This is a genomic window from Streptomyces sp. NPDC019937 (genome assembly GCF_040631655.1).
GTDB lineage: Bacteria > Actinomycetota > Actinomycetes > Streptomycetales > Streptomycetaceae > Streptomyces.
Genome location: NZ_JBEYAL010000032.1, coordinates 1 through 24,775, shown reverse-complemented (window position 1 = coordinate 24,775; position 24,775 = coordinate 1). Strand labels below are relative to the sequence as shown.

Genomic DNA, 24,775 nt, shown 5'->3' with positions numbered 1-24,775 from the left:
CACCCTTTCGGTACGGCCTACGGCGTCCGGCGGGCCGCCGCCGTGCGGCGGGGGACCCCGCCCGTACGGCTCGTACCGTCGCGGTCGCGCCACGGCAGCTCGGCGTCCACCGAGGTCGGACCGCCGGGCGGGGAGTCCACCCGGAACCGGCCGTCCACCGAGCCGAGCCGTTCCGCGAGCCCCGCCAGCCCGCTGCCGCCGTCCGGCGACGCGCCGCCGCGCCCGTCGTCCCGCACCCGGATCAGCAGCCTGCCGCCGGACCGGGACAGCGCGACCGACGCGGTCCTGGCGGCGCTGTGTTTGCTGATGTTCTGGAGGAGTTCGGAGACGGTGAAGTAGGCGATGCCTTCGATGGCGGGTGCGGGGCGCTGGGGGAGGTCGGTGGTGACGGTGACGGGGACGGTGCAGCGGGCGGCGAGTGCGGAGAGGGCGGGGCCGAGTCCGCGGTCGGTGAGGATGGCGGGGTGGATGCCGCGGGCGAGGTCGCGGAGTTCCTGGAGGGCGAGTTTCACTTCGCCGTGGGCTTCGTCGACCATGCGGGCGGCCGCTCGGGGGTCTTCGTCGAGTTTTTCCTTGGCGAGGCCGAGGTCCATGGCGAGGGCGACCAGGCGGGCCTGTGCTCCGTCGTGGAGGTCGCGTTCGATGCGGCGCAGGTCGGCGGCGGCGGTGTCGACCACCGTGCCCCGGTCCGACTCCAGCTCCGCTATGCGCCGCTCCAGCTCGTCCGACGGCGACAGCAGCCCGCGCACCATCACCCGGTCCACGCTGGTCAGCGCCCGGGCGATCCAGGGCAGCACCGGCCAGGCGATGAACAGCGAGGTCAGCGTCAGCGCGAAGGTCAGGACGCCCCACGGCAGCCGGATGGCGGCGTAGAGCGTGGCCCGCCAGCCCACCGGATCCCGCAGGCTCCGCCACAGCCAGCTGAAGAAGCCGTCGTCGATCCCGCCCGGCATCCGGCTGGGCTCGTCCACGTGGAGCGCCAGCAGCCCACGGGCGCGGCGCCGCTCGAACCGGGCGAACGCCCGGCTGCCCAGCAGCCCCATGGCCAGCACCGGCAGCCCCCCGATCGTGACCGCCATGCCCACGCCCACGGTCAGCCACAGCAGGGCGTAGACGAAGCCGAAGATGCCCATCGGCAGATTGATCAGGAGATGGGCGATCTCCTTCCACGTCTGCGCGGGATACGCGAAGGCGGGCGGGCGCGGCAGCCGCTCGCGGCCCTCTCGGGGGGAGCCGCCGGGGGAGCCGTCGGGGGAACTGGTGGTCATGGCACCACAGACTGCCGCCCCCCGGCAGGCGGCGCCATGGGGTGCGTCGCCGGGCCCGAGTAGGGCTAACCCCACCCGTCCCGGGCTCCGCATGCCGGACGGGCGGATCGCCCCACGGCCGGTAGGGCCTAGACTCCCGTGCGTACGGATCGTCGAACACACGAGGTCGACGAGCAGCAGGCAGGACAGGGAGCGAGGGGCGGACGTGCCGGAGGCGACGACCGTGCGCGCGGCCAGTGGCGTCCCGCTCGCGGCCGACTACTTCCACGCCTATACGGTGGTGGGCCTGGTCGCGGCGGTCGGGGTGATCTTCGTGGCCGTGGCCTTCGGGGCAGGGCGGCTGCTGCGGCCGGTGGTGCCGACGCCCGAGAAGCTGCTGACATACGAGTGCGGTGTGGACCCCGTGGGCGAGAGCTGGGCACACACCCAGGTCCGCTACTACGTCTACGCTTTCTTGTACGTGATTTTCGCGGTGGATTCGATCTTCCTGTTCCCGTGGGCGACGGTCTTCGCCGCGCCCGGTTTCGGCGCCGCCACCCTGGTGGAGATGTTCATCTTCCTCGGGTTCCTCGCCGTAGGTCTGCTGTACGCATGGAAGAAGGGCGTCCTGGAATGGACGTGACACCGACCCCCGCGCAGGCTCCCGTGGATCTCCCGGAGCCGCGCCGCCTCGGCCCGCTCGCCCGGCTGGCGCCCGAACCGATGAAGGTGGTCCTGAACTGGGGCCGCCGCTACAGCCTGTGGGTCTTCAACTTCGGGCTCGCCTGCTGCGCCATCGAGTTCATCGCCGCCTCGATGGCCCGCCACGACTTCATCCGGCTCGGCGTGATCCCCTTCGCGCCCGGACCGCGCCAGGCCGACCTGATGGTCGTCTCCGGCACCGTCACCGACAAGATGGCGCCCGCGGTCAAGCGGCTCTACGAGCAGATGCCGGAACCGAAGTACGTGATCTCCTTCGGCGCCTGCTCGAACTGCGGCGGCCCCTACTGGGACTCGTACGCCGTGACCAAGGGCGTCGACCAGATCATCCCGGTCGATGTGTACGTCCCCGGCTGCCCGCCCCGGCCCGAGGCGCTGCTCCAGGGCATCCTCAAGCTCCAGGAGAAGATCGCCCGCGAGTCGCTGGGGGAGCGGTACGCGACGGGCGCCCGCCCGTCCACGGCCGCGCTGCGCAGCGGCCTGGTCACGCCCCCGGCGGCCGGGGAGGACACGCCATGACCGAGCCGAACGAGCCGACCGAGGCCGCCGAGCCGGACGTGGTGGGCTGGCTGCCGCGTCCCGCCGCCGAACTGTTCGGCGCGGGCGCCACGGCCGAGGAGGCGTACGGCCTCCTCACCGTCGACGTGCCCGCCGAGTCCTGGACCACGGCGCTGGAGACCGCCCGCGACACCCTCGGCTGCACCTACTTCGACTGGCTGAGCGCGGTGGACGAGCCCGGCGAGGGCTTCCGGGTGGCCGCGCACGTCGTCGCCCTCGCCCCGGGCGCCGCCATACGCCGGCTGCTGGTCCGCACCACCGTCCCGCACGACGCGGCCACCCTGCCCACCGCCGTGGGCGTCTACGCGGGCGCGGCCTGGCACGAGCGCGAGACCCACGAGATGTTCGGGATCGGCTTCGACGGCCACCCCGGCCTCACGCCGCTGCTGCTGCCCGACAACTTCGAGGGCCACCCGCTGCGCAAGGACTTCGTGCTGGCGGCCCGGGTCGCCAAGGCCTGGCCGGGCGCGAAGGAGCCGGGGGAGTCCGACCACGGCGGCCCCAAGCGGCGCCAGATGCTCCCCCCGGGCGTGCCCGACCCCAACGAATGGGGCCCGCTCAAGGGCCAGCTGCCGCCCGCCCCCGCCCGCCCGGCCCGCGGTGCCCGCGCGGCGGGCGACCGCCCGGTCCGCCGTGCGCGCAGCGCGTCGGCCGGTTCGGCGTCCCAGTCCGGCGAGGCCGCCGAGCCGAAGGCCGCGGGCGCGGCCCCGGCCGAGCGCCCGGCGCGGCGGACGCGCAGCGCGTCGGCGGGCTCGGCGAGCCAGCAGGCCGCGGCGGCCGCCGACGCGGCACCGACGCCGGACGCCCCCGCGGAGACCGCGCCCCCGGCGGCCGGTCGCCCGGCGAGGCGCACCCGCAGCGCGAGCGAGGGCTCGGCGAGCCAGCAGGAGTCGTCCGCCGACGCGCGGTCCGGCGCGACGACGCCCGACGCGGCGGCCCCCGCCACGGAGGCCGAGCGCCCGGCGCGGCGGCCCCGCGCGTCCGACGCCCCGTGGCACCACGCGCGCCCGGCGTATGACGACGCGGCGCAGTCCGGCCCCGCGCCGGAGGCCCCCGCGAAGGACGCCGCCGAGTCCGGCGGCGAACGGGGAGCGGACGACGGCCGGTCCGGCACGCCGAACCAGGACGCCGCGCAGCAGGACGCGCCGGAACAACCGGACAGCGCGAAACGCCGCGCCGCCGAACCCGAACCCGAAAGCGCGCAACCGGAAACCGGCGAACCCGCCACCGCCGAGCCCGGCACCGCGCAACCCGGTACCGCCGAACCCGGCAACGACGAGACGACCCACCCCGACGGCCCCCCAGGAGGCACCGCGTGAACGACGTCCTCGACGTCGCGCTGCGACTGCTCGTCCTCCTCGTCGCGTTCCTGGTCCTCCCGCTGCTGGTCGGTCAGACCGAGCACAAGGTCATGGCCCATATGCAGGGCCGCCTCGGGCCGATGTACGCGGGTGGCTTCCACGGGTGGGCCCAGCTGGTCGCGGACGGCGTGAAGTTCGCGCAGAAGGAAGACGTGGTTCCGGCCGGGGCCGACCGGCGGATCTTCCAGCTCGCGCCCGCCGTCGCGCTGCTGCCGTACCTGCTGGTCCTGGTCGCGATCCCGATCGGCCCGGACGGCGCGGTCGGGCAGGCCATCGACGCGGGCATCTTCTTCGTGCTCGCGGTGATGGGCGTCGGCGTGCTGGGCTCGCTGATGGCGGGCTGGGCGTCGGCCAATAAGTTCTCCCTGCTCGGCGGCTTGCGGACGGCCGCCCAGCTCATGGCGTACGAGCTGCCGATGCTGCTCACCGCCGCGTCCGTGGCGATGGCCGCGGGCACGGTGTCGCTGCCCGGCATCCTCGACGCGTTCCAGTGGTGGTGGGTGCCGTGGCAGATCGTCGGCGGGCTGGTGTTCTTCACCGCCGGGCTGGCCGAGCTGCAGCGCCCGCCGTTCGACGCCCCGGTGGCCGACTCCGAGATCATCTTCGGCGCGTACACCGAGTACACCGGGCTGCGCTTCGCGCTCTTCCTGCTGGCCGAGTACGCGGGCATCGTGATCCTCTGCGGGCTGACCACCGTCCTGTTCCTCGGCGGCTGGCACGGTCCGCTCGAAGGCGACATCGGCTGGGTGTGGACGCTGCTCAAGACGGCCGTCCTCGCCTTCGTCGTGATCTGGCTGCGGGTGAGCTATCCGCGGCTGCGCGAGGACCAGTTGCAGAAGCTCGCCTGGACCTGCCTCATTCCGCTTTCCCTCGCCCAGATCGCCCTCACCGGCGTCGTCAAGGTGGTGATCTCCTGATGGGTATTCCCGGTTCCGGCCTGGCCAAGGGCCTCGCCGTCACCCTGCGCACGATGACCCGCAGGTCGCACACCGCGCAGTATCCGGAGGCCCAGCCCGAACTGCCGCCCCGTACCCGTGGGGTGATCGGGCTGTTCGAGGAGAACTGCACGGTCTGCATGCTGTGCGCGCGCGAGTGCCCGGACTGGTGCATCTACATCGACTCGCACAAGGAGACGGTGCCCCCGGCGGCGCCGGGCGGGCGCGAGCGCAGCCGCAATGTGCTGGATCGGTTCGCCATCGACTTCGCCCTGTGCATGTACTGCGGTATCTGCATCGAGGTGTGTCCTTTCGACGCGCTGTTCTGGTCGCCGGAGTTCGAGTACGCGGAGGAGGACATCCGCGACCTCACCCATGAGCGGGACAAGCTCCGCGAATGGATGTGGACGGTGCCCGCGCCGCCCGCGCTCGACCCGGCCGCCGAGGAGCCGAAGGAGATCGCCGCCGCCCGCAAGGCCGCCGAGAAGGCCGCCGCGGCCGAAGCCGCGAAGGCGGCCGAAGCGGCCAAGGCAGCCGAGCCCGACGGGCAGAACGGGGCCGCCTCGTGAGCGCCGCGGTCCACCTGGCCGCCACCGGCCACGGGTTCCTGTCGCCCACCGGCGTCGAGATCGCCTTCCTCCTGGTGGGCATCGCGACGTTCGCCGCGGCCGTCGTCACCGTCACCACCCAGCAGCTGGTGCACGCCGCGCTGTGGCTGGTGGTGGCGCTCGGCGGGCTCGCCGTGGAATACCTGCTGCTCACCGCGGAGTTCATCGCCTGGGTGCAGGTGCTGATCTACGTCGGCTCCGTCGTCGTCCTCCTCCTCTTCGGGCTGATGCTGACCAAGGCGCCCATCGGCCGCTCCCCGGACGCCGATTCGGGCAACCGCCCCGCCGCCCTCGCCGTGGCCGTCGCCTCGGCCGCCGCGCTGGTGTGGGTGGTCGTGGACGCCTTCCGGGCCACCTGGATCGACCTGGACAAGGGAGTGCAGGGCTCCACCGCGGTCTCCGGGGCAAGCCTGTTCCGTTACTGGGTGCTGCCGTTCGAGGCGCTGTCGGTGCTGCTGCTCGCCGCGCTCGTCGGCGCGATCGTGCTGTCCCGCAAGAAGGTTGAGGAGAAGCGCTGATGCACCTCGCCTACCCCGCCGTGCTCGCGGTCCTCCTCTTCTGCACCGGCCTGTACGGCGTGCTGGCCCGCCGCAACGCGATCCTGGTGCTGATGTCCGTCGAGCTGATGCTCAACGCCGTCAACCTCAACCTCGTCGCCTTCGACGTCTGGCTCCGCGACACCCTGCACGCGGGCCAGGCGCTCACCCTGTTCACCATCGCCATCGCCGCCGCCGAGATCGGCATCGGTCTCGCCATCGTCCTCCTCGTCTACCGCAACCGGGGCACCTCCGACGTCGACCGGCTCCGGGACCTGGCCGACCCCCCGCCGACAGGCCAGGTGCTGCCCATGGACGACAGCGACGACAGCATGGCAGCCGCCACTGACAACGGCCCCGACAACAGCCCCGACGCCGAGGCATCTCCCGCCCGGAGGCAGACCGCGTGACGACCACGACCGCCGCCGTTCTCGTCCCGCTCCTGCCCTTCCTCGGTGCCGCCGCGGGACTCCTTCTCGGCCGCCGCGCCCCCGGCTTCGTACGGCCCCTCGCCATCCTGCCCACCCTCGCCGCGACCGTGCTCGCCGTCCTCGTCGCCGTACGGCAGGGCGGCGGCGAAGGCGCCGGGAAGGCGCCGCTGACCCTCGCCACCCGGCTCGCCGACACCGGCTCGGTCCCGATCGACCTGGCGCTGCACATCGACGGGTTCGCCGCCCTGGTCGCGGTCCTCGTCGGCGTCGTCGCGTGCTGCGTGCAGATCTACTCGACCGGCTATCTGCGGGACGACCCCCGCTACCCGTCCTACGCCGCCCTCGTCTCCCTCTTCACCGCCGCGATGCTCCTCGTCGTCTATTCCGACGACCTGATCGTGCTGCTCGTCGGCTGGGAGATCATGGGCATCTGCTCGTACTTCCTGGTCGGCCACTACTGGGAGACCGCGGCCGCCCGGTCCGCCTCGCTCAAGGCGTTCCTCGTCACCAAGCTCGGCGACGTCCCGTTCCTGATCGGCATCTTCGCGCTCGCCGGGGACACCGGCACGTTCCGCATCAGCGAGATCTACGCCCGGCTCACCGCCACCACCTCCGGCATCCCGCTGGACCACCCGACCCTGATCGCGCTGCTGCTGCTGGCCGGGGTCGCGGGCAAGTCGGCCCAGTTCCCGCTGCACACCTGGCTGCCGGACGCGATGGCGGGCCCCACCCCGGTGTCCGCGCTGATCCACGCCGCCACCATGGTCGCCGCCGGTGTCTACTTCATCGCCCGGCTGCTGCCCGTCTTCGCGTCCTCCGCCGCCGCGCTCGCCGTCCTCGCCGCCATGGCGGCGATCACCATGGTCGGCTCGGCGCTCGCCGCGCTCGCCCAGGACGACATCAAACGCGTCCTCGCCTACTCGACCGTCGGCCAGCTCGGCTACATGACCGGCGCCCTGGCCGTGAACGACCGCGGCGCGGCCGTCTTCCACCTCATCGCGCACGGCGCGTTCAAGGCGCTGCTCTTCCTCGGCGCCGGCGTGATCATCCACGCGGCCGGGACGAACTCGCTGGCCGCCATGTCCCGCATGAGCGGTCTCGCCAAGCGCATCCCCGACGCCTACTGGACCACCACGGTCGCGCTGCTCGCGCTCGCCGCCATCCCGCCGTTCGCGGGCTTCTTCTCCAAGGAAGCCGTCCTCGGCGCCGCCGAGCACGCCGCCACCGGCCACACCTCCGCCGTACCGGCGGGCGTCGGCTGGACCGTGCTCACCGCCGGGCTGCTCACCGCGCTGCTCACCGCCGCGTACGCGGGCCGCCTGTGGCTGCTGGCCTTCCGCGGCACGGGCGAACAGGCCCCCGACCACGGCAAGCAGCCGATCACGCTGAACGTCGTCCTGTGGGTGCTCTTCGTGCCCACCCTCGCCCTCGGGCTGTCCTACCGCACCCTCCCCGACTGGTTCGACGGCGAGACCCTCACCCCCACCCTCACCACCTCCGTCCTCGGCACCGGAGCCGCCCTCATCGGCGTGCTCGTCATGTACGCCGCGTGGCGGCACACCTCGGCGCGGGCCGCCCGCGTACCGCTCGGAGCCGTGGCCGCCCACCCGGACGCCGCCGACGCCGTCTCCGAGGTCGAGGCGATCGCCACCCACGAGGCCGCCTACGGCTCCATCGCCGGGGCCGCCGACCCCGCCGACCCCGGCCGCCTCCTCCTCGGTCCCCTCCACCGCCACGCGGCAGCCGGTTTCCACCTCGACGCCGTCTACGGCGCCCTGTTCGTCCGCCCCGTGCGCGCCGCGGCCGGCCTCGTCCGCTTCCTCGACCGCGAGGTCGTCGAGACGTACGTACGCGGCGCGGCCGGTGCCCCCCGCCTGCTCGGCGCGGCCGTCCGGCGCGCCCAGAACGGCAATGTGCAGACCTACCTCGGCGCGCTGCTCGCGGGCTCCCTCGTCCTGGCCGTGGCCGCCGTCCTCGTCGCAGCGGGAGCCTGACCCGTGAACCACACCGCCCTGCAATACCTCCTCGCGGCCGTCGTCGTGCTCCCCCTGCTCGGCTCCGTCGCCGCCCTGCTCCCGGCCCCGCCCGGCCTGAAGGGCCGCGACCCGGACCAGGCCGTGCTGCGCCACGGCGTCACCGTCACCGGCGCCGTGCTCGCCGCCGCCGTCGCGCTCGCCGTCGGCTTCGACCACGGCCGCCCGGGCACGATGCAGGCCCAGACCGACATCAGCTGGATCCCGGCGCTGGACATCCGGATCCACCTCGGCGTGGACGGCGTCTCGCTGCCCCTGCTCGTGCTGACCGCGCTGCTGACGTTCCTCTGCGCCATCTACTCGTACAAGAACATGCCCTCCGGAGGCTCTGCCAAGGGCTTCGTCTCGCTGCTCCTCCTCCTGGAGGGCGGCACCCTGGCCAGCTTCGCGGTCCTGGACCTGATGCTGTTCTTCCTGGCGTTCGAGATGACGCTCATCCCGATGTACTTCCTCATCAACCGGTGGGGAGGCGCCGAACGGGAGCGCGCCGCCTGGCGGTTCATCCTCTACACGCTGCTCGGCTCCGTCGTCATGCTGCTCGGCCTCCTCCTCGTCGGGGTCAAGGGCGGCACCTTCGACATGGTGGCACTCGCCACGGACAACGGCTCCGGGCTCAGTCACACCACCCAGCTCATCGCGGCCCTCGCCATCATCGCCGGACTCGCCGTCAAGGCCCCGATGTGGCCGCTGCACAGCTGGCTGCCGGACGCCCACACCGCCGCGCCCACCGTCGGCTCGGTCCTCCTCGCGGGCGTCCTGCTGAAGATGGGCACGTACGGACTGGTCCGCATCGTGCTGCCGATGGTCCCCGAGGGCGCCCACACCTTCGCGCCCTACCTGGCCGCGTTCGCCGTCGTCGGCATCATCTACGGATCCCTCGCCTGCCTGGCCCTGGCCCGCTCCGGCGCGGGCGGCGACCTCAAGCGGCTCATCGCCTACTCCTCCGTCGGCCACATGGGCTTCGTGCTGCTGGGCATCGCCACCCTCACCCCCACCGGGGTGAACGGCGCGCTGTTCGCCAACATCGCCCACGGCCTCATCACCGGCCTGCTCTTCTTCCTGGTCGGCGCCCTCAAGGACCGCTCCGGCACCACCGACCTGGACCAGCTCTCGGGCGCCGGCGGCGCCGCCCTCTACGGCAGGGCGCCCCGCCTCGGCGGACTGCTCGCCTTCGGCGCCGTCGCCTCCCTGGGACTGCCCGGACTCGCCGGGTTCTGGGGCGAGATGCTCGCCATGTTCGGCGCCTTCGAACCCGCCGACGGGCTCAGCCGCCCGGCGTACCTCACCTATATGGCGCTCGCCGCCTTCGGCACCCTGCTGACCGCCGCCTACATGCTCATCGTCGTACGGCGCGTCTGCATGGGCGACCACCCCGTGGAACCCGGGGCCGAACACGGCGCCGCCCGGCCCGCCCTGGCCGACGTCCACGGCTACGAAATCGCCGCCTGGAGCCCCCTGGTGGCCCTCACCGTCCTCGCCGGACTGTGGCCCGCGGCCCTCCTCGGCCTCACCGACCCGGCCGTGCAGCAGCTCCTCGCGGGAGGCAACTGATGACACCGATCGCCTCTGGTCTCGCCGCGGGCCTCGTCCAGTCCGTCGACTGGCCCGCCGTCGCCCCGCCCACCATCGCCGCCGTGGCCGGACTCGTCGTCCTCGTCGCCGACCTCTTCCTGCCCGAGCGCAGGAAGCCCCTCCTGGGATGGCTGGCGATCACGGGCCTGCTCCTCGCCGGGCTCAGCCTGCTGCCCCTGCTCCACGGTGACCGCTCCACCTTCTGCGTCGGCTCCGGCGGCGCCGAGGCGTGCAGCTACACGGCCGATGCGTTCACCCTCGTCATCCAGCTCCTGGTGCTCGGCGGGGCGCTGCTCACCGCGCTGCTGTCCGTCAGCGGCATCAAGGACCTGCGGCTCCCCGCGGGCGAGTTCTGGTTCCTGCTGCTGTCGTCCGCCTCCGGCGCGGCCCTGCTGCCCGCCTCCCGGGACCTCGCGACCCTCGTCGTCGCCCTGGAGGTGGCCTCCCTCCCCGCCTTCGCGCTCGTCGGGCTGCGCCGGGAGAGCCGGCTCTCCTCCGAGGCCGCGCTGAAGTTCTTCCTCTCCTCGGTCACCGCGACCGCCGTCATGCTGCTCGGCGTCAGCTTCGTCTACGCCACCACCGGCAGCCTGCACCTGTCCCGGATCGCCGACGGCCTCACCCACGTCGACCCCCGGTTCGACACGCTCGCCCAGACGGGCGTCGTCCTCACCCTGGTCGGCTTCGCCTTCAAGACCGCCGCCGTGCCCTTCCACTTCTGGGTCCCGGACACCTACGTCGGCGCGCCGATCCCGGTGGCCGCCTACCTCTCCGTGGTCGGCAAGGCGGTCGGCTTCTCCGGCCTCATCCTGGTGACCCTCCTCGCCTTCCCGTCCTACGACGACGTGTGGGGCCCGGCCATCGCCGTCCTCGCCGCCCTCACCATGACCGCGGGCAACGTCGCCGCGCTGCGCCAGCGCCCCGAGCGCGCGCACAGCGCCGTCCGCCTGCTGGCCTGGTCCTCCGTCGGACAGGCGGGCTATCTGCTGGTCCCGATCGCCGCCGCCGGATACGCGGGCTCCGCCGGCGACGCGTCCCAGGCCATCGGCTCGACCGTCGCGTACGCGCTGATGTACGCGGCCGTGAACCTCGGCGCCTTCGCGGTCGTCGCCCTCGTCGCCCGTACGCACGCCACCGGCCGCATCACCGACTACCGCGGCCTGTACGCGGCCCGCCCGGCCGCCGCCCTCGCGCTCGGCTTCTTCCTGCTGTGCCTGGCCGGGCTGCCGCCGGGCATCATCGGGCTCTTCGCCAAGGTGACCGTCTTCTCCACGGCCGTCCACGCGGGCCTCGGCTGGCTGGCCGTCGTGATGGCGCTGAACGTGGTGATCGCCCTCTACTACTACCTCCAGTGGACGGCCGTCCTCTTCCGCGCACCGGAACCCGCGGGCGCGGCGACCGTCACCCCGGTGCCGGCCACCGCCCCCCTGACCGCCGCCATCGGCCTCGCCGCCGTCCTCGGCATCGCCCTCTCCGGCGCCCCCCAGCTCGTCCTGCGGTTCGCCTCCGGCGCCCTGCTGTAGCGTCCGCTCACGGCGCACATGGGTGCACAAGGGAACTAGTGACCCTCAGCCGGCGTTGACCAGTTCAGGGACGGTCCACTGAAAGGTGGAGACACCAGTCAAGGGTCCCCCTGGGCATCATTGGGAGGGCGTACCGTGCACCGCCGGCACAACGGGCTGAAGACCGCCGTACTCCTCGGGGGGCTGTCCGCGCTCATCATCGTCATCGGCAGCTTCTTCGGCCGGATGGGGCTGATCATCGCGGTGTTCGTCGCCCTGGGGACGAACGCGTACGCCTACTGGAACAGCGACAAGCTCGCCCTGCGGGCCATGCGGGCGCGTCCCGTCAGCGAGTTCGAGGCGCCGGGGCTCTACCGGATGGTGCGCGAGCTGTCGACCGCCGCCCGGCAGCCCATGCCGCGGCTCTACATCTCCCCGACGGAGGCCCCCAACGCCTTCGCGACCGGCCGCAACCCGCGCAGGGCGGCGGTCTGCTGCACCGACGGCATCCTGCGGCTGCTCGACGAGCGGGAGCTGCGGGGGGTCATCGGCCATGAGCTGAGCCACGTCTACAACCGCGACATCCTCATCTCCTCCATCGCGGGCGCGCTCGCCAGCGTGGTGGTGTTCCTGGTCAACTTCGCCTGGCTGATCCCGGTCGGCCGGTCCGACGACGACGAGGGCCCCGGGTTCATCGGGATGCTGCTGATCATGTTCCTGGGCCCGCTCGCGGCCGCCATCATCCAGCTCGCCGTCAGCCGCTCCCGCGAGTACGAGGCGGACGCGTCCGGCGCGCAGCTCACCGGCGACCCCCTGGCCCTCGCCAGCGCCCTGCGCAAGCTCGAAGCGGGCACGCAGGCGCTGCCGCTGCCCCCGGAACCCCGGCTGGAGACCGCCAGCCATATGATGATCGCCAACCCGTTCCGGGCCGGGGACGGAATGGCAAAGCTCTTCTCCACTCACCCGCCCATGCGGGAGCGGATCGCACGACTCGAAAAAATGGCGGGGGAGCAACCATGAAGACCATTCTGAATATCATCTGGCTCGTGCTCAGCGGCTTCTGGATGGCGTGCGGCTATGTGCTCGCCGGTCTGCTGCTGTGCATCACCATCATCGGCATCCCCTTCGGGATCGCCTCGTTCCGCATCGCCGGGTTCGCCCTGTGGCCCTTCGGCCGCACGGCCGTACCCCGCCGCGACGCGGGCGCCGCCTCCTGCGTGGGCAACGTGCTGTGGCTCGTCCTCGCGGGCTGGTGGCTCGCCCTCGGCCACATCGTCACCGGCGTCCTGCTGTGCGTCACGATCATCGGCATCCCGCTGGGCGTCGCCAACTTCAAGCTGATCCCGATCTCCCTGACCCCGCTCGGCCACGACATCGTCCCGACGGACCGCCCCTTCGCCGCCCGCTGATCACCCGGCGGGTCAGCTCGCCTTCGCGGTATGCCTCGTGAGGTCCAGGAGCGACGGGGGCACATGCGGCCGGCGGGCCATCACCCGTAGCGTGGTGCGCAGTCTGTCGCGGCTGCGCACGGAGGTGACCGTCTCCAGCGCGGTGTTGATCGAGACCAGCGTGGCCTCGCACTCCCGCCACGCGTGGGCGGCCGCGTACGCCGACAGCAGGGCGACGCTGTAGTAGAGCGTCCCCCGGCCCTCCGGGAAGGACGCCGAGGCCAGCTCGAGCGCGCGCCGCATCTTGGGGATCGCGGCCTTGGCCTCACCGGCGGCAAGGAGCGCCTCGCCCTCGTGGCCGGTGATCTCGCTGTCGTTCACCCACCACGCCCACGCCGGGTCCCGGGGGCTGATCGAGTCCTCCAGCCCGGCTCTGGCGCCCTCCAGCTCGGTCAGCGCCCGCCGGTGGTCGCCCACTTGGGCGAGCGCCCTGCCCCGGCGCACGCGTGCGAGCAGCGCGATACGGGGCGGGACGCGAGGCCTGGTCAGCAGCTCGTCGGCGATCCGCAGCGCCTCGCCCGCGCGGCCGGTCTGTACATCGTGCATCGCGAGCATGTCCAGGGCGAACCACTCCATGGTCCTGTCCCCGGCCTGCCGGGCGAGCAGATGGGACTCCAGGAACGCCGTCCGCGAGGCGTCCCACCGCCCGGCGTCGAACAGCAGCCAGCCCGCGATCTCGGCGAGCTCGGCGACGGCCGACAGGTACCCGGCCCGCGCCCGCTCCGGAACGGCTCCCCGGTCCAGCTTCCGCTGCTCCGCCCGCCACACCTGTACGGCCGCTGGTGCCATCACCCCACCGCCGTACCGGTTGTCGTGCGCCAGCAGGTGGGCGACGGAGGCACGCATGTGCGCGATGTCTCCGTCGACGCCGGTGGGCCGCTCGGCGCCCGGCTCCGGCGGGCGCGCCTCCGGCGCCCTGAGCGAGACCAGCGCCCCATCGGCCTCCAGCAGGCCGTCCAGGGCCGCCGCCAGCGCCTCCGACGGCTGCTGTCTGCCGTTGATCACGCGCGAGAGGTAGGCGGGGTCGTAGTTGAGCGCACGGGCCGTGGCGCGCATGGACAAGCCCCGCTCGGCGAGCAGAGCACGAACGCGCGATCCGAAATCGCCCATGGCGGAACCCCCTGCGTGGACCGTTGACTCCTCAGCGTAGTCAACGCTCGGCAACTCCCGCAGCTACGGGCCCGCGCTCAAGGATGGCCGCACCAGTTCCCACGACAGGAAGAACGCGATGACCGGCCTGCGCCTACTGCCCTGGACGACCACGGACGGCAAACCCTGCTACCTCGCCCCCGGCGACGCCGACAGCCGGATGAACCGGCGGGCGGACGAGGTCGAGGCGCTGCACCTGCGCATGGGTACCGAACTGCTGGCCCACGCCCGCGCCCTGCTGGGCGACCGCAGGGCGCATGCCGGGGAACTCCGCTACCTGGCGCACCGGCTGACGGAAGCCCTCCGTGACGCCCTGCGGATCGCCGAGAGCCGGGGCGACCGGCTGACGGCGGCCCCCGCCGGCGGGGACGGTGCCGCCACACACGAACGCCGGGGCCCGCAAGGCCCCGGCGTGCCGTAACCCGGCGAGAGAGCTACCGGTAGTTGACGAACTGGATCGCGAAGTCCAGGTCCTTCCCCTTCAGCAGCGCGATCACGGACTGCAGGTCGTCGCGGCTCTTGGAGGTGACCCGCAGCTCCTCGCCCTGCACCTGCGCCTTGACGCCCTTCGGGCCCTCATCGCGGATGATCTTGGCGACCTTCTTCGCGTTGTCCTGCGAGATGCCTTCCTGCAGGGAGGCGAAGATCTTGTACTCCTTGCCGGACGCCTGCGGCTCGCCCGCGTCCAGCGCCTTCAGCGAGATCCCGCGCTTGACGAGCTTGGACTGGAAGACGTCGAGGATCGCCTTCACCCGCTCCTCGGAGTTCGCGCGCATCTCGATCCGCTCGCCCGACCAGTCGATCGAGGCCCCGACGTTCTTGAAGTCGTAGCGCTGGGAGATCTCGCGGCTCGCCTGGTTGAGCGCGTTGTCGACCTCCTGCCGCTCGACCTTCGAGACGATGTCGAAACTGGAGTCGGCCATCTTGAGTTGGCTCCTCGTACGTAGATCCGTCAGTGGCACGGCCCAGCGGACCGTAAGCGCCAGCCTAGCCATCCCGGCCATGATCCAGAGGCGATCAACCGGGTGGCGGACCACCCCCCGGCATCAGGTATTGTTTACGTCGTTGCCAGGGAGCGGCACCGCGAAAGCGGCGCAGGGCACCTGGTCACACATCCCAGGCGGTGTGCCCGAGTGGCCAATGGGAGCGGACTGTAAATCCGTCGGCTTAGCCTACCCAGGTTCGAATCCTGGCGCCGCCACGCTGGGAAAACGGCCCCCGAGCCGCGGAAACGCGGCTGGGGGCCGTTGTCATTACGCTGAGAACATGCCCAGGTACGAGCAGATCGCCGGCGCGCCGCGCCATCGTGTCCGGCGGGGCAACGACCGGCATCAGTGGGAGAAGGACCGGGCACGGCGGTCCAGGACCGAGCGTCTGAGCACCGGGGCCACGGAGCACGACACCGGGCTGGAGGTGACCGATCTCGCCTTCCACGCCGAGTACCGCGAGGCGACGGCGGACGAGGACCTGGCGGCGGTCTTCGGGGTGCCGGTGGGCACGCGGCTGCTGGAGCGGGTCTACCGCACCACGTGCCGCGCGGAGGGCGCGCCCTTCGCCCTGGTGCACTCCTATCTCGTGCACGGCGTGGTGGCCGCCAATCCGGATCTGCTCGACGCCGCCAACGAGCCCTGGCCCGGGGGCACGCAGCACCAGCTCTCCACGATCGGCGTCGAGCTGGACCGCGTCGAGGAACGGGTCACGGCCCGCCCGCCCACGGCGGAAGAGGCCGGGGCGCTCGGCCTGGAGCGGGGCGACTCGCTGCTGCTCATCCGGAAGATCTGCGTCGACACCGGCGGCCGGGTCGTCGAGGTCTCGGACGTGCGGCTGCCCGGTGACCGTACCGAGCTGGTCTTCACCACGCCCCTGACAAGGTGGTGACCATGCCGAACACCATCACGGTCATCACCGCGGTCCACGCCCCCGCCGCCGGGCATCTGCCGGACGCCTACGGCTCGTTGTGCGAGCAGGAGCTGCCGGACGGCTGGGAGTGGCAGTGGGTCGTCCAGGAGGACGGCGAGACCGACGCCGTACGCCCCCACGTCCCCGCCGACCCACGGATCAGTTTCGGCCAGGGCCGGGCCGGGCGGGCCGCCATGGCCCGCACGATGGGGCTCTCCCGCGCCGAGGGGAGTTACGTCAAGGTGCTGGACGCCGACGACATGCTGACCCCCGGCGCCCTCGCCCGCGACCTGCGCGCACTGGGCGAGAACCCGGAGCTGGGCTGGGCCACCTCGCGCGCCCTGGACCTGCTGCCCGACGGCTCCACCGTCGGCTTCGAGGGCGATCCGCCGCAGGGCCCGATCGCGCGCGGCGCCGTCCTCGACCACTGGAAGACCCACGACTACCGGGCCCAGGTCCACCCGGCGACCCTGTGCGTGCGCCGCGACCTGCTCCTGGCCCTCGGCGGCTGGATGGCCCTGCCCGCGTCCGAGGACACCGGGCTGCTGATGGCGCTCAGCGCGGTCAGCCGCGGCTGGTTCACCGCCGAGACCGGCCTGCTGTACCGCAAATGGCCCGGCCAGGTCACCAGCCACGCCGCCCACGCCGACGCGACCGAGCGCGAGGCACGCTTCGCGGTGGTCGAGGCGCGCGCCCGCGTCCTGGCGGCGATGGACGGCTGGCGGTACGAGGCGGGCTGAACCCGGCCGCGGTCAGGGCAGCGTTTCGGCGTCGGTCCGGGAGAAGACCAGGTCGCTCTCGGCCGTGACGGGGCCCCGCCACCGCACCGGCACCTGAGGAGCGCGCCGCAGGGCGGCCGGGTAGCTGCCCGCCGCGTAGTCGTTGGCCAGGCGGTAGGTGTGGAAGCCGTGGGACGCCAGGGCTTCCAGCAGCTCTTCGACGGATTCCCCCAGGTCGGCCATCCGCTCCGGGGTGACCTCGATGGTCAGCTCCGCGTCCGGCCGGAGCCGGCCGAGCATCGGGACCAGGCCCCGGACGACGCCGCCCTCCGCGCCCTCGACGTCGATCTTGATGACCCTGGCCCGGGCGATCTCCTCCTCGGTGAGGAGATCGGGCAGCGGGCGGGCCGCGATGTCGAAGGTGGACTCGGCCGGGCCGTCGTAGGGGACGATGCTGTTGGCGCCCATGTTGCGCGAGCTGGCGAGGACGAACGTCAGCAGCTCCTCGCGGTCGGACACGGCGGCGTTGAGGGCGCGGATGTTGGTGGAGCCGTTGCGGCGGGCGTGCCGCAGGAGCAGCTGGTGGAACGTCGGCGAGGCCTCGACCGCCACCACCGTGCCGCCGGGCCCGACCAGGCGTGAGGCGAGGGCGCTGTAGTAGCCGATGTTGGCGCCGACGTCCACGAACCCGTCGCCCGGCCTCAGCCTGCGCTGGAGCCAGCGCGTCATATGGGGTTCCCAGACGCCGAAGAGGTACAGGTACCGCTGGATGAGGTCCTGGGTGTCGACGGCGAAGGTCGCGCCGAAGCGGGTGCGGGCCAGGCGGCGCAGGGGGCGGTCCCGCAGGGCGGCGTTCAGGTGCCGCTCGACCAGGGCCCGCTTCCCGGCGCTCCAGGGCGCGTGGCGGACGTAGGCGCGGCCGAGGTCCAGGGCGGCCTGGTCGAACCACGGCATCACGGGTGACCTCCAGCTTCGCGCCGAGCGGCGCCCGCGGTCGTAGCGCACGCAAACGCCCGATCGCTGGCGACGGGGGATGCACCAGCGATCGGGCTGTTCCCAAGCGTAACGCGACTCCGCGCGTCCGGGTGCCGACTGGTCGGAATGAACACGGAGTTGTGATCGTGATCACGCACGGAGGGCCCCTTTCCTCAGCGCCCGCACGGGGGCTCGTAGGACATCCGGGGCAGATAGTCGTGCCAGTTCTCCGCCGTCAGGACGCCCCGGGTCATCGAGCAGACGCGATGGATGGCCTTGTCGACGTCCAGGTCCCACAGCCGGATGGTGTCGGCGCCGGTCGACACCCCGAGCATCCGGCTCTGCGGGCTGAACGACAGGAAATTGCCGGTCTTGGCGTTGGGACTCATCGACTGGCCGATGGGAGCGGCCTTGGACGGGACGCTGATGTCCCAGATCCGGACCGCGTTGTCGTTGCCGCCGCTCGCCAGGGTGCTGCCGTCCCGGCTGAGCGTCAGCGACACGATCGAGTCGGTGTGGCCGGTGAGCGGGCGGCCCAGCCGGGTCGCCTCGCCGGGATGGGCGACGTTCCAGAGCCGGACCGTGTTGTCGTCGCTGCCGCTGGCCAGCGTACGGCCGTCCGGGCTGTAGGCGAGCGCGTTGATGGGGCCGAGGTGGCCGGTGAGCGGTGCGCCCAGCCGCTCGACACGGCGCCGGTCGGCCACGTTCCACAGCCGGATGGTGTTGTCCGCGCTGCCGCTGGCGAGCGTGCGGCCGTCCGGGCTGAAGAGGAGGGCGTTGACGTAGCCCTTGTGGCCGGTGAGCGGCGCGCCGAGCGGACGGACGTGGGACGGGTCGCCGACGTCCCACAGCCGGATGGTGCGGTCGTCGTACACGGTGGCCAGCGTGCGCCCGTCCGGGCTGAAGGCCAGCGCGCCCGCGAACCGGGTCCGCAGGTCGATGGAGGGCCCGAGGGGGACGGGCCGGGCCGGGTCGGCGACGTTCCACAGCCGCACCGCGGCGCCCCCGGTCATCGCCGCGAAGATGCGGCCGTCGGGGGAGAAGGTCGGCTCCCGCACCGAGCCCTTCCCCATGCTGAACGGCTTGCCCATCGGCACCGGCCGCCCCGGCTTCGCGATGTTCCACATCCGGACCTTCTCGTCGCGCGCCGCCGTGGCGAGCACCTTCCCGTCCGGGCGGAACGCCCCGACCCGGCCGATCATGTCCGACGTCGGGATCGACCACAGGCGGACCGTGTTGTCGCCGGTCCCGGTGGCCAGCGTCCGGCCGTCCGGGCTGAAGCCGAGGGCGTACATCTCGCCGCTGCTTCCGGCCAGCGGCTCACCGACCTGCGACGGATACGCCGGATCCTGGACGTTCCACAGGCTCGCCGTGCTGTCCTGGCTGGCGGCGGCGAGCATGTTGCCGTCCGGGCTGAAGGCCACGGACCAGATGGGCCCCGAGTGGCCGGTGAGCGGCGAGCCCAGCTGCTCCACGTGGCGCGGATCGCCGACGTCCCACAGCCGGACGGTGTTGTCCGCGGCGCCGCTGGCGAGGGTGCGGCCGTCCGGGCTGAACGCCACCGAGTGCACCAGGTCCGTATGGCCGGTCAGCGCCTTGCCGATCCGCTTCGGATGGCGCGGATCGGCCATGTTCCACAGCCGGATCCTGCCGTCGTCGCCCCCGCCCGCCAGCGTCCGGCCGTCGGGGCTGAACGCGACGGAGCGCACGGCGGCGGTGGGGCCGGTCAGCGAGCCGAGCGGCTTCGGCCGCCGCCGGTTGCCCACGCCCCACAGGCGGACCCGGCGGTTGTCGGTGGCAGCGGCCAAGGTCTTCCCGTCCGGGCTGAAGGCGAGCAGGTAGATCGTGCCGTCATGGCCGGACAGGGGCTTGCCGAGCGACCGCGGATGGCGGGGATCGGTCACGTCCCACAGGCGGACCGTGCCGTCGTCGCCCGCGCTGGCGAGGGTGCGGCCGTCCGGGCTGAAGACGGCGCTGCTCACCCAGCTGGTGTGGCCCGTCAGCGGCTTGCCGAGCGGTGTGGGGCGGGTCGGGTCGCGGGTGTCCCAGAGGCGGACGGTCCGGTCGTAGCTGGCGGTCGCCAGAAGCCGCCCGTCCGGGCTGAAGGAGGTGAGGTAGACGGCGCCGGTGTGGCCGAGCAGCGGGGTGGCCAGCGGCGCGTTCACGATCGAGACCAGCCGGTTCCGCGTCGCCTCGTCGTCCGGCCGCAGCCGGTGCGCCACCAGGGCGAGCTGGGCGGACAGCGACGGATCGCGGTACTCGAAGCGGTCGGCCTCGGTGACCACCTGCTCGAACACCGCGTCGTCCCGCTGCTGCCACGCGACCACCGCCGAGCCGACGGCCACCATCGCCAGGACGACCAGCGCCGCCACCGCGCCCCGGCTGAGCCAGATGGTGCGCTTGCGCAGCCGCACCGAGGCGGCCAGGAACTCCACCGCGCTGCGGGTCAGCAGCGTGTCGCCGGCGGACTTCGCCCAGGTGTGGGCCTGCTCCAGACGGGAGCCCCGGTACAGCAGCGACGGATCGCGGCCCATGCCCTCCCAGGACCTGCCGTCCTCCTCCAGGCGCTGGCGCAGCAGATGGTCGTTCCGGCCCTCGTCGATCCAGTCGCGCAGCCGTGGCCAGGCGTGCAGCAGCGCCTCGTGGGTGATCTCCACGGTCTCCGCGTCGAGGGTCACCAGGCGGGCGCGGACCAGCGCCTCGAGGGATTCCTGCGTCTTGCCGGGCTCCGTCGACTCCTCCGACAGCTGGCGCCGCGTCCCCCGCCTGCGGGTGGCCTGGGTGTCCTCGCCCAGCCGCACCAGCCGCAGGAGCAGTAGCCGTGCCGCGGTGCGCGCCGCCGGGTCGAGGCCGGACCAGGCCCGCTCGGCCGTCGCGGCCACCGCCCCCTGGATGCCGCCCGCCGCGCGGTAGCCGGCCAGGGTGAGCCGTCCCGCCTTGCGGCGCTGCCAGGTGGCCAGCAGGGCGTGGGAGAGCAGCGGCAGCACCCCCGCGTCATGGGTGCCGCCGGGGCCGTCGGCGCTCACCTCCCGCACGATCAGCTCCGCGAGACCCGGTTCGAGTTCCAGGCCCACGGCCTTGGCCGGGCCGGTGACCGCCTCGCGCAGTTCGGCGACGGTCAGCGGGCCGAGCACCATGTGGCGGTGCTGCAGCGCGTCGGCCAGTTCGGGGTAGGCCAGGCACTGCTCGTAGAAGTCGGCGCGGATGCCGAGGACGACGAGGACGGGGGCCGGGTCGCCGGTGCCGGCGGGCGAGCACGCGGCGTGCAGCAGCTGGATGAACGTGCGCCGGGCCGTCTCGTCGGTGCCGAGGGTGAACGCCTCCTCGAACTGGTCCACGATGACGACCGGCCGGGTCGCGGCGGAGGTCTCCTCCGCCCACGCCGTGACGGCCTCCCGCACCGCGCCGGCGAACCGCGGCGTGCCGGGCGCCTTGGTGCGGACGACGTCCGCGAGCCGGGGTATCCGGCGGGTCAGCTCCGCGAGCGGATCGGTGCCCGGGGCCAGCTGGAGCACCGCGCGCCCCCGCCCGTCCCCGTCGCCCAGGGCGCCCTTCTCCAGGGCGGGCACCAGCCCGGCGTTCAGCAGGGAGGACTTCCCCGCCCCCGAGGCGCCCACGAGCATGACCAGGCCGCCGGTCCTCTCCGTCGCGCGCAGCTGGGTGACGAGCGCTTCGGTGCTCCGCTCCCGGCCGAAGAACCACCGGGCGTCCTGCTGCCGGTACGCGGCCAGCCCCCGGTAGGGGCACACCGCGCCGGGCACGGCCGGGGCGTCGGCCGCGGGCTTCTCCTCCTCGTCCGCGGCCGCCGGGGGGCGCTCGCCGACCGGGTCGGCCACCGCGCGCTCCCACAGGCGCTGCCACTGGGCCATGTCGTACAGGCCGGTGGACACCGGGGCGGGCCGCAGCCGCCGGGCGTCGGGGATCAGGACGTGCAGCACCGCCGCGAGGGCCGCGAACTGGGCGGGTACGTTCTTGGCGCGCCGCCAGTCGCTGATCCGCTGAGCGGACACCCGTACGGGCCGTCCCCGCTCGTCGACCCGCTGAAGCCGGACGACCGCCTCCGCCACGCTCTTCAGGGGAGGGTTGCCCGCCTCCCGGTACAGCAGCGCGAGACGTTCCGCGAAGGCCGTGCGTACCCCTGAGTCGGAACTCAAGGTCTCCACTCCTTACTTCCCCCGCGCCTGGATCTCCGGACCGGAAAACTCACTTTATACGGATGACCTGCGACGAAGGCCGCGGACCGCATCCGGAACCTCCTCGGCGGACGGCTCAACTGGCAGGATCACAGAGCAACAGCGCACACGATCGCGGCGCCCGGCCGGACCATCGGCTCGGACTCCTGGCCGCCGCCGCGTCGTCCACCGAACCGACCCTCCCGCGATCCGCACCCAAACGGGGGGGTGCGGATCGGCACCGCCCCACCGTTCGGCACCGGTCCCCGCGTGGGGAGGGACCGGCGCCGAACGCCGTGGGACGCGGAGGCACTTGTTCCGGCGCGGCCGCGGCACGGCGCTCGACGCCATGTGTGCACGGGCACAGGACGACTCGGCCGAGTGACGCGGCGGGGCGTCACTCGGCGGGTACTTCACGGCTGGCCGACGCTCAGACATGCACTGATCCCATGACCGCCGCCGCCGATAGGCAAGGGGGCGACCGGGATTCGCGCCATGATGGCCGAAATCGGATGCTGCTGCCGTTACACAGCCCGGTCCTTGTCGAAGTCCAGCTCCAGCATCCGGATCGCGTTGCCGCGCAGGATCTTGTACGTGGTCTCCGGCGGCAGCCCCGCGACGTGCTCGGCCGCGACCCGCTCGGTGTGCGGCCAGGTGGAGTCCACGTGCGGGTAGTCGGTCTCGAAGGTGGCGTTGTCCACGCCGACCGTGTCGAGCGAGGCGACGCCGTGCCGGTCGCGGAAGAAGCAGCAGAAGATCTGCCGGTAGTAGTACGTGGACGGCGGCTCGGGGACGAGGTCCCGGACCCCGCCCCACGCCCGGTGCTCCTCCCAGACGTCGTCCGCGCGCTCCAGGGCGTACGGGATCCAGCCCATCTGGCCCTCGGCGTACGCCAGCTTCAGCCGCGGGAACCGCACCAGGACGCCGCTGAAGAGGAAGTCCGTCATCGAGGCCATGGCGTTGTTGAAGCTCAACGCCGCCTGCACGGCGGGCGGGGCGTCGGGGGAGGCGGCGGGCATCTGCGAGGACGAGCCGATGTGCATGCACACGACCGTCCCCGTCGCCTCGCACTCGGCGAAGAACGGGTCCCAGTAGCCGCTGTGGATGCTGGGCAGCCCGAGGTAGGTGGGGATCTCGCTGAAGGTCACCGCGCGCACGCCCCGCGCCGCGTTCCGGCGGATCTCCCGTACGGCCAGCTCCACGTCCCACAGCGGGATCAGGCACAGCGGGATCAGCCGTCCGCCGCTGTCGCCGCACCACTCCTCGACCATCCAGTCGTTGTAGGCCCGCACGCAGGCCAGCCCGACCTCCTTGTCGTCGGCCTCGGCGAAGGTCTGGCCGCAGAAGCGGGGGAAGGTCGGGAAGCACAGCGACGCCTGGACATGGTTCATCTCCATGTCCGCGACCCGGGCCTTGGGGTCCCAGCACCCCCGCCGCATCTGCTCGCGGGTGATGCCCTCCAGGGTCATCTCGTCCCGGGAGAACCCGACGGCCGCGATGATCCGCTTGTACGGAAACAGGCCGCCCTCGTACTCCCACCAGTCCGTGAGCGGACCGTCCGGGTCGGTCGTGATGCGGTATCTGCCCCCGATGTACGCCAGTTCCCCGATCCCGGCCGTGAGCGGCTTCGGCCCGCGGTCGCGGTACTTGGCCGGAAGCCAGGTCTCGAAGAGATGGGCGGGCTCGATCACATGGTCGTCCACGCTGATGACCATGGGCAGCTCGGTGGCGCCGGTCGTCTCGCCCGTCATGGCGTCATCTCCCGTAATCTGACGGTCCGTCAGATGCAGGGTAGAGGTGATCGCCTCAGGCAACAAGAGACGGCCGTCCCCGTTTCCGCCCGGCCGTCCGGGGCAAACGCCGCACCAGCGGCCGGGTACGGACATCGGGAGGAAAACGGTGAACGCATCGTCGATCGCACATGGACTGGGCCCGGCACCCCGCACGCGCGCCCCGCACCGGGCCATCGAGGCCGCGGCCCGCGGCGGCCTCACCGCCCGCGGCGTCCTCTACCTGCTCGTCGGCATCCTCGCCCTGCGCATCGCCTTCGGCGACGGCGGCAAACAGGCAGACCGGAGCGGTGCCCTCCAGATGCTCGCCCACCAGCCGTTCGGCCGGGCCCTGGTCTGGGCCGTCGGCCTCGGACTGGTCTGCATGGCCCTGTGGCGGCTGTCCGAGGCGGTCTTCGGCGCCGCCGGACCGGACGGCCGCAAGGCGACCAAACGCCTCGCCGGCGGGGCCCGCGCCGTCTTCTACGCCTTCGTCGCCTACTCCGTCCTCGCCTTCGCGGCCGGGGAACAGGGCAGCGGCTCCAGCGACCGCCAGTCCCAGGACGTCACGGCCCGCGCCCTCACCCTGCCCGAGGGACGGTGGCTGGTCGGCATCGGCGGCGCGGTGGTCGCCGGCGCCGGGGTCTGGATCGCCGTACGGGCCCTGATGCGCACCTTCCGCAAGCACCTCGTGCTCTCCGCGATACCCCGCCGGGCCGAGCGCGCCGTCGAGGCGCTCGGCGTATGCGGCGGCGTGGCGCGCGGCGCCGTCTTCGCGGCGGCGGGCGGCTTCGCCGTCTCGGCCGCCGTACGGTACGACCCGGACCGGGCCAAGGGCGTCGACGACACCCTCCGCACCTTCGCCGCCACCTCCGTAGGCCCCTGGCTGCTGGTCGTCGTAGCGGCGGGGCTGGCGCTGTTCGGCGTCTTCTCCTTCGCCATGGCCCGCTGGCGCCGGGTCTGACGGGGCGGGGGAGCTTCCCCACCCCGCCCCTACCCGACCCCGGGGCTCCGCCCCGGACCCCGCTCCTCAGACGCCGGAGGGGCTGGGGGGTGTCGTGTGGATCAGGCCGGATCAGCGAGCGGCGTCTGGTGCAGGGGGCACCTCCCAGCGGTAGCTGGGGGAGGCTCGCAACCCGCGTGA

General features: G+C 72.8%; 22 protein-coding genes and 1 tRNA gene. 17 read left to right on the top strand and 6 right to left on the bottom strand.

The features are described 5' to 3' along the window. Positions 1 to 17: 17 nt before the first annotated feature. Positions 18 to 1,268: a sensor histidine kinase gene (locus tag ABZ562_RS28660; protein WP_361485027.1), complete on the bottom strand. Its 1,251-nt coding sequence runs from the start codon at positions 1,266 to 1,268 to the stop codon at positions 18 to 20. 205 nt (positions 1,269 to 1,473) lie between these two features. Between ABZ562_RS28660 and ABZ562_RS28655 the strand changes: the two genes are divergently transcribed. From ABZ562_RS28655 to ABZ562_RS28600, 12 genes are all read left to right on the top strand, one after another. Beyond that, the gene (locus ABZ562_RS28655) at positions 1,474 to 1,890 is read left to right on the top strand and encodes an NADH-quinone oxidoreductase subunit A (protein WP_361485025.1); all 417 of its coding nucleotides are present in this window, start codon (positions 1,474 to 1,476) and stop codon (positions 1,888 to 1,890) included. Continuing rightward, entirely contained in the window at positions 1,881 to 2,486 is a 606-nt protein-coding gene (locus tag ABZ562_RS28650) for an NADH-quinone oxidoreductase subunit B family protein (RefSeq protein WP_361485023.1), read from the top strand. Before ABZ562_RS28655 ends, ABZ562_RS28650 begins: the two co-directional genes overlap by 10 nt. Next, positions 2,483 to 3,844: an NADH-quinone oxidoreductase subunit C gene (locus ABZ562_RS28645; protein WP_361485021.1), complete on the top strand. Its 1,362-nt coding sequence runs from the start codon at positions 2,483 to 2,485 to the stop codon at positions 3,842 to 3,844. Before ABZ562_RS28650 ends, ABZ562_RS28645 begins: the two co-directional genes overlap by 4 nt. Beyond that, complete coding sequence (locus tag ABZ562_RS28640) at positions 3,841 to 4,803, top strand: complex I subunit 1 family protein (RefSeq protein ID WP_055556015.1); 963 nt, start codon at positions 3,841 to 3,843, stop codon at positions 4,801 to 4,803. Before ABZ562_RS28645 ends, ABZ562_RS28640 begins: the two co-directional genes overlap by 4 nt. Next, a complete protein-coding gene (locus ABZ562_RS28635; RefSeq protein WP_361485019.1) occupies positions 4,803 to 5,390 on the top strand; it encodes an NADH-quinone oxidoreductase subunit I in 588 nt (195 codons plus the stop codon). The genes ABZ562_RS28640 and ABZ562_RS28635 overlap by 1 nt, the downstream gene beginning before the upstream one ends. Beyond that, positions 5,387 to 5,947, top strand: a complete 561-nt coding sequence (locus tag ABZ562_RS28630) for an NADH-quinone oxidoreductase subunit J (protein ID WP_361485017.1) — start codon at positions 5,387 to 5,389, stop codon at positions 5,945 to 5,947. Before ABZ562_RS28635 ends, ABZ562_RS28630 begins: the two co-directional genes overlap by 4 nt. Beyond that, entirely contained in the window at positions 5,947 to 6,375 is a 429-nt protein-coding gene (nuoK, locus tag ABZ562_RS28625) for an NADH-quinone oxidoreductase subunit NuoK (protein WP_361485015.1), read from the top strand. Before ABZ562_RS28630 ends, nuoK begins: the two co-directional genes overlap by 1 nt. After that, positions 6,372 to 8,390 (top strand): NADH-quinone oxidoreductase subunit L, encoded by a 2,019-nt coding sequence (locus ABZ562_RS28620; RefSeq protein WP_361485013.1) that lies wholly within the window; start codon positions 6,372 to 6,374, stop codon positions 8,388 to 8,390. The genes nuoK and ABZ562_RS28620 overlap by 4 nt, the downstream gene beginning before the upstream one ends. A gap of 3 nt (positions 8,391 to 8,393) precedes the next feature. After that, positions 8,394 to 9,980, top strand: coding sequence for an NADH-quinone oxidoreductase subunit M (locus tag ABZ562_RS28615; protein WP_361485012.1), 1,587 nt, complete (start codon positions 8,394 to 8,396; stop codon positions 9,978 to 9,980). Further along, positions 9,980 to 11,521, top strand: coding sequence for an NADH-quinone oxidoreductase subunit N (locus ABZ562_RS28610; RefSeq protein ID WP_361485010.1), 1,542 nt, complete (start codon positions 9,980 to 9,982; stop codon positions 11,519 to 11,521). The genes ABZ562_RS28615 and ABZ562_RS28610 overlap by 1 nt, the downstream gene beginning before the upstream one ends. 135 nt (positions 11,522 to 11,656) lie before the next feature. Beyond that, complete coding sequence (gene htpX, locus ABZ562_RS28605) at positions 11,657 to 12,520, top strand: zinc metalloprotease HtpX (protein WP_361485008.1); 864 nt, start codon at positions 11,657 to 11,659, stop codon at positions 12,518 to 12,520. Next, complete coding sequence (locus ABZ562_RS28600) at positions 12,517 to 12,909, top strand: YccF domain-containing protein (protein ID WP_361485006.1); 393 nt, start codon at positions 12,517 to 12,519, stop codon at positions 12,907 to 12,909. Before htpX ends, ABZ562_RS28600 begins: the two co-directional genes overlap by 4 nt. Positions 12,910 to 12,921: 12 nt before the next feature. Here ABZ562_RS28600 and ABZ562_RS28595 read toward each other — a convergent pair whose 3' ends face one another. Then, positions 12,922 to 14,058, bottom strand: a complete 1,137-nt coding sequence (locus ABZ562_RS28595; protein WP_361485004.1) for a helix-turn-helix transcriptional regulator — start codon at positions 14,056 to 14,058, stop codon at positions 12,922 to 12,924. Between the two features lie 118 nt (positions 14,059 to 14,176). Between ABZ562_RS28595 and ABZ562_RS28590 the strand changes: the two genes are divergently transcribed. Beyond that, positions 14,177 to 14,518, top strand: a complete 342-nt coding sequence (locus tag ABZ562_RS28590) for a hypothetical protein (RefSeq protein WP_361485002.1) — start codon at positions 14,177 to 14,179, stop codon at positions 14,516 to 14,518. Positions 14,519 to 14,531: 13 nt separating this feature from the next. Here ABZ562_RS28590 and ABZ562_RS28585 read toward each other — a convergent pair whose 3' ends face one another. After that, the gene (locus ABZ562_RS28585; protein ID WP_055556037.1) at positions 14,532 to 15,020 is read right to left on the bottom strand and encodes a YajQ family cyclic di-GMP-binding protein; all 489 of its coding nucleotides are present in this window, start codon (positions 15,018 to 15,020) and stop codon (positions 14,532 to 14,534) included. A 196-nt stretch (positions 15,021 to 15,216) separates the two neighbouring features. Here ABZ562_RS28585 and ABZ562_RS28580 point away from each other — a divergent pair. The 3 genes from ABZ562_RS28580 (at position 15,217) to ABZ562_RS28570 (ending at position 16,736) form a co-directional block, all read left to right on the top strand. Then, a tRNA-Tyr gene (locus ABZ562_RS28580) sits at positions 15,217 to 15,298 on the top strand. A 65-nt stretch (positions 15,299 to 15,363) separates the two neighbouring features. After that, positions 15,364 to 15,975 (top strand): UTRA domain-containing protein, encoded by a 612-nt coding sequence (locus ABZ562_RS28575; protein WP_361485000.1) that lies wholly within the window; start codon positions 15,364 to 15,366, stop codon positions 15,973 to 15,975. 2 nt (positions 15,976 to 15,977) lie between these two features. Then, complete coding sequence (locus ABZ562_RS28570) at positions 15,978 to 16,736, top strand: glycosyltransferase family A protein (RefSeq protein WP_361484998.1); 759 nt, start codon at positions 15,978 to 15,980, stop codon at positions 16,734 to 16,736. Between the two features lie 12 nt (positions 16,737 to 16,748). Here ABZ562_RS28570 and ABZ562_RS28565 read toward each other — a convergent pair whose 3' ends face one another. The 3 genes from ABZ562_RS28565 to ABZ562_RS28555 form a co-directional block, all read right to left on the bottom strand. Next, positions 16,749 to 17,669: an FkbM family methyltransferase gene (locus ABZ562_RS28565; RefSeq protein ID WP_361484996.1), complete on the bottom strand. Its 921-nt coding sequence runs from the start codon at positions 17,667 to 17,669 to the stop codon at positions 16,749 to 16,751. Positions 17,670 to 17,863: 194 nt separating this feature from the next. Further along, complete coding sequence (locus ABZ562_RS28560) at positions 17,864 to 21,853, bottom strand: hypothetical protein (RefSeq protein WP_361484994.1); 3,990 nt, start codon at positions 21,851 to 21,853, stop codon at positions 17,864 to 17,866. A gap of 533 nt (positions 21,854 to 22,386) precedes the next feature. Beyond that, positions 22,387 to 23,613, bottom strand: coding sequence for an amidohydrolase family protein (locus ABZ562_RS28555; RefSeq protein ID WP_361484992.1), 1,227 nt, complete (start codon positions 23,611 to 23,613; stop codon positions 22,387 to 22,389). 175 nt (positions 23,614 to 23,788) lie between these two features. Between ABZ562_RS28555 and ABZ562_RS28550 the strand changes: the two genes are divergently transcribed. Continuing rightward, positions 23,789 to 24,595 (top strand): DUF1206 domain-containing protein, encoded by an 807-nt coding sequence (locus tag ABZ562_RS28550; protein WP_361485170.1) that lies wholly within the window; start codon positions 23,789 to 23,791, stop codon positions 24,593 to 24,595. The last annotated feature ends 180 nt before the right edge of the window (positions 24,596 to 24,775 follow it).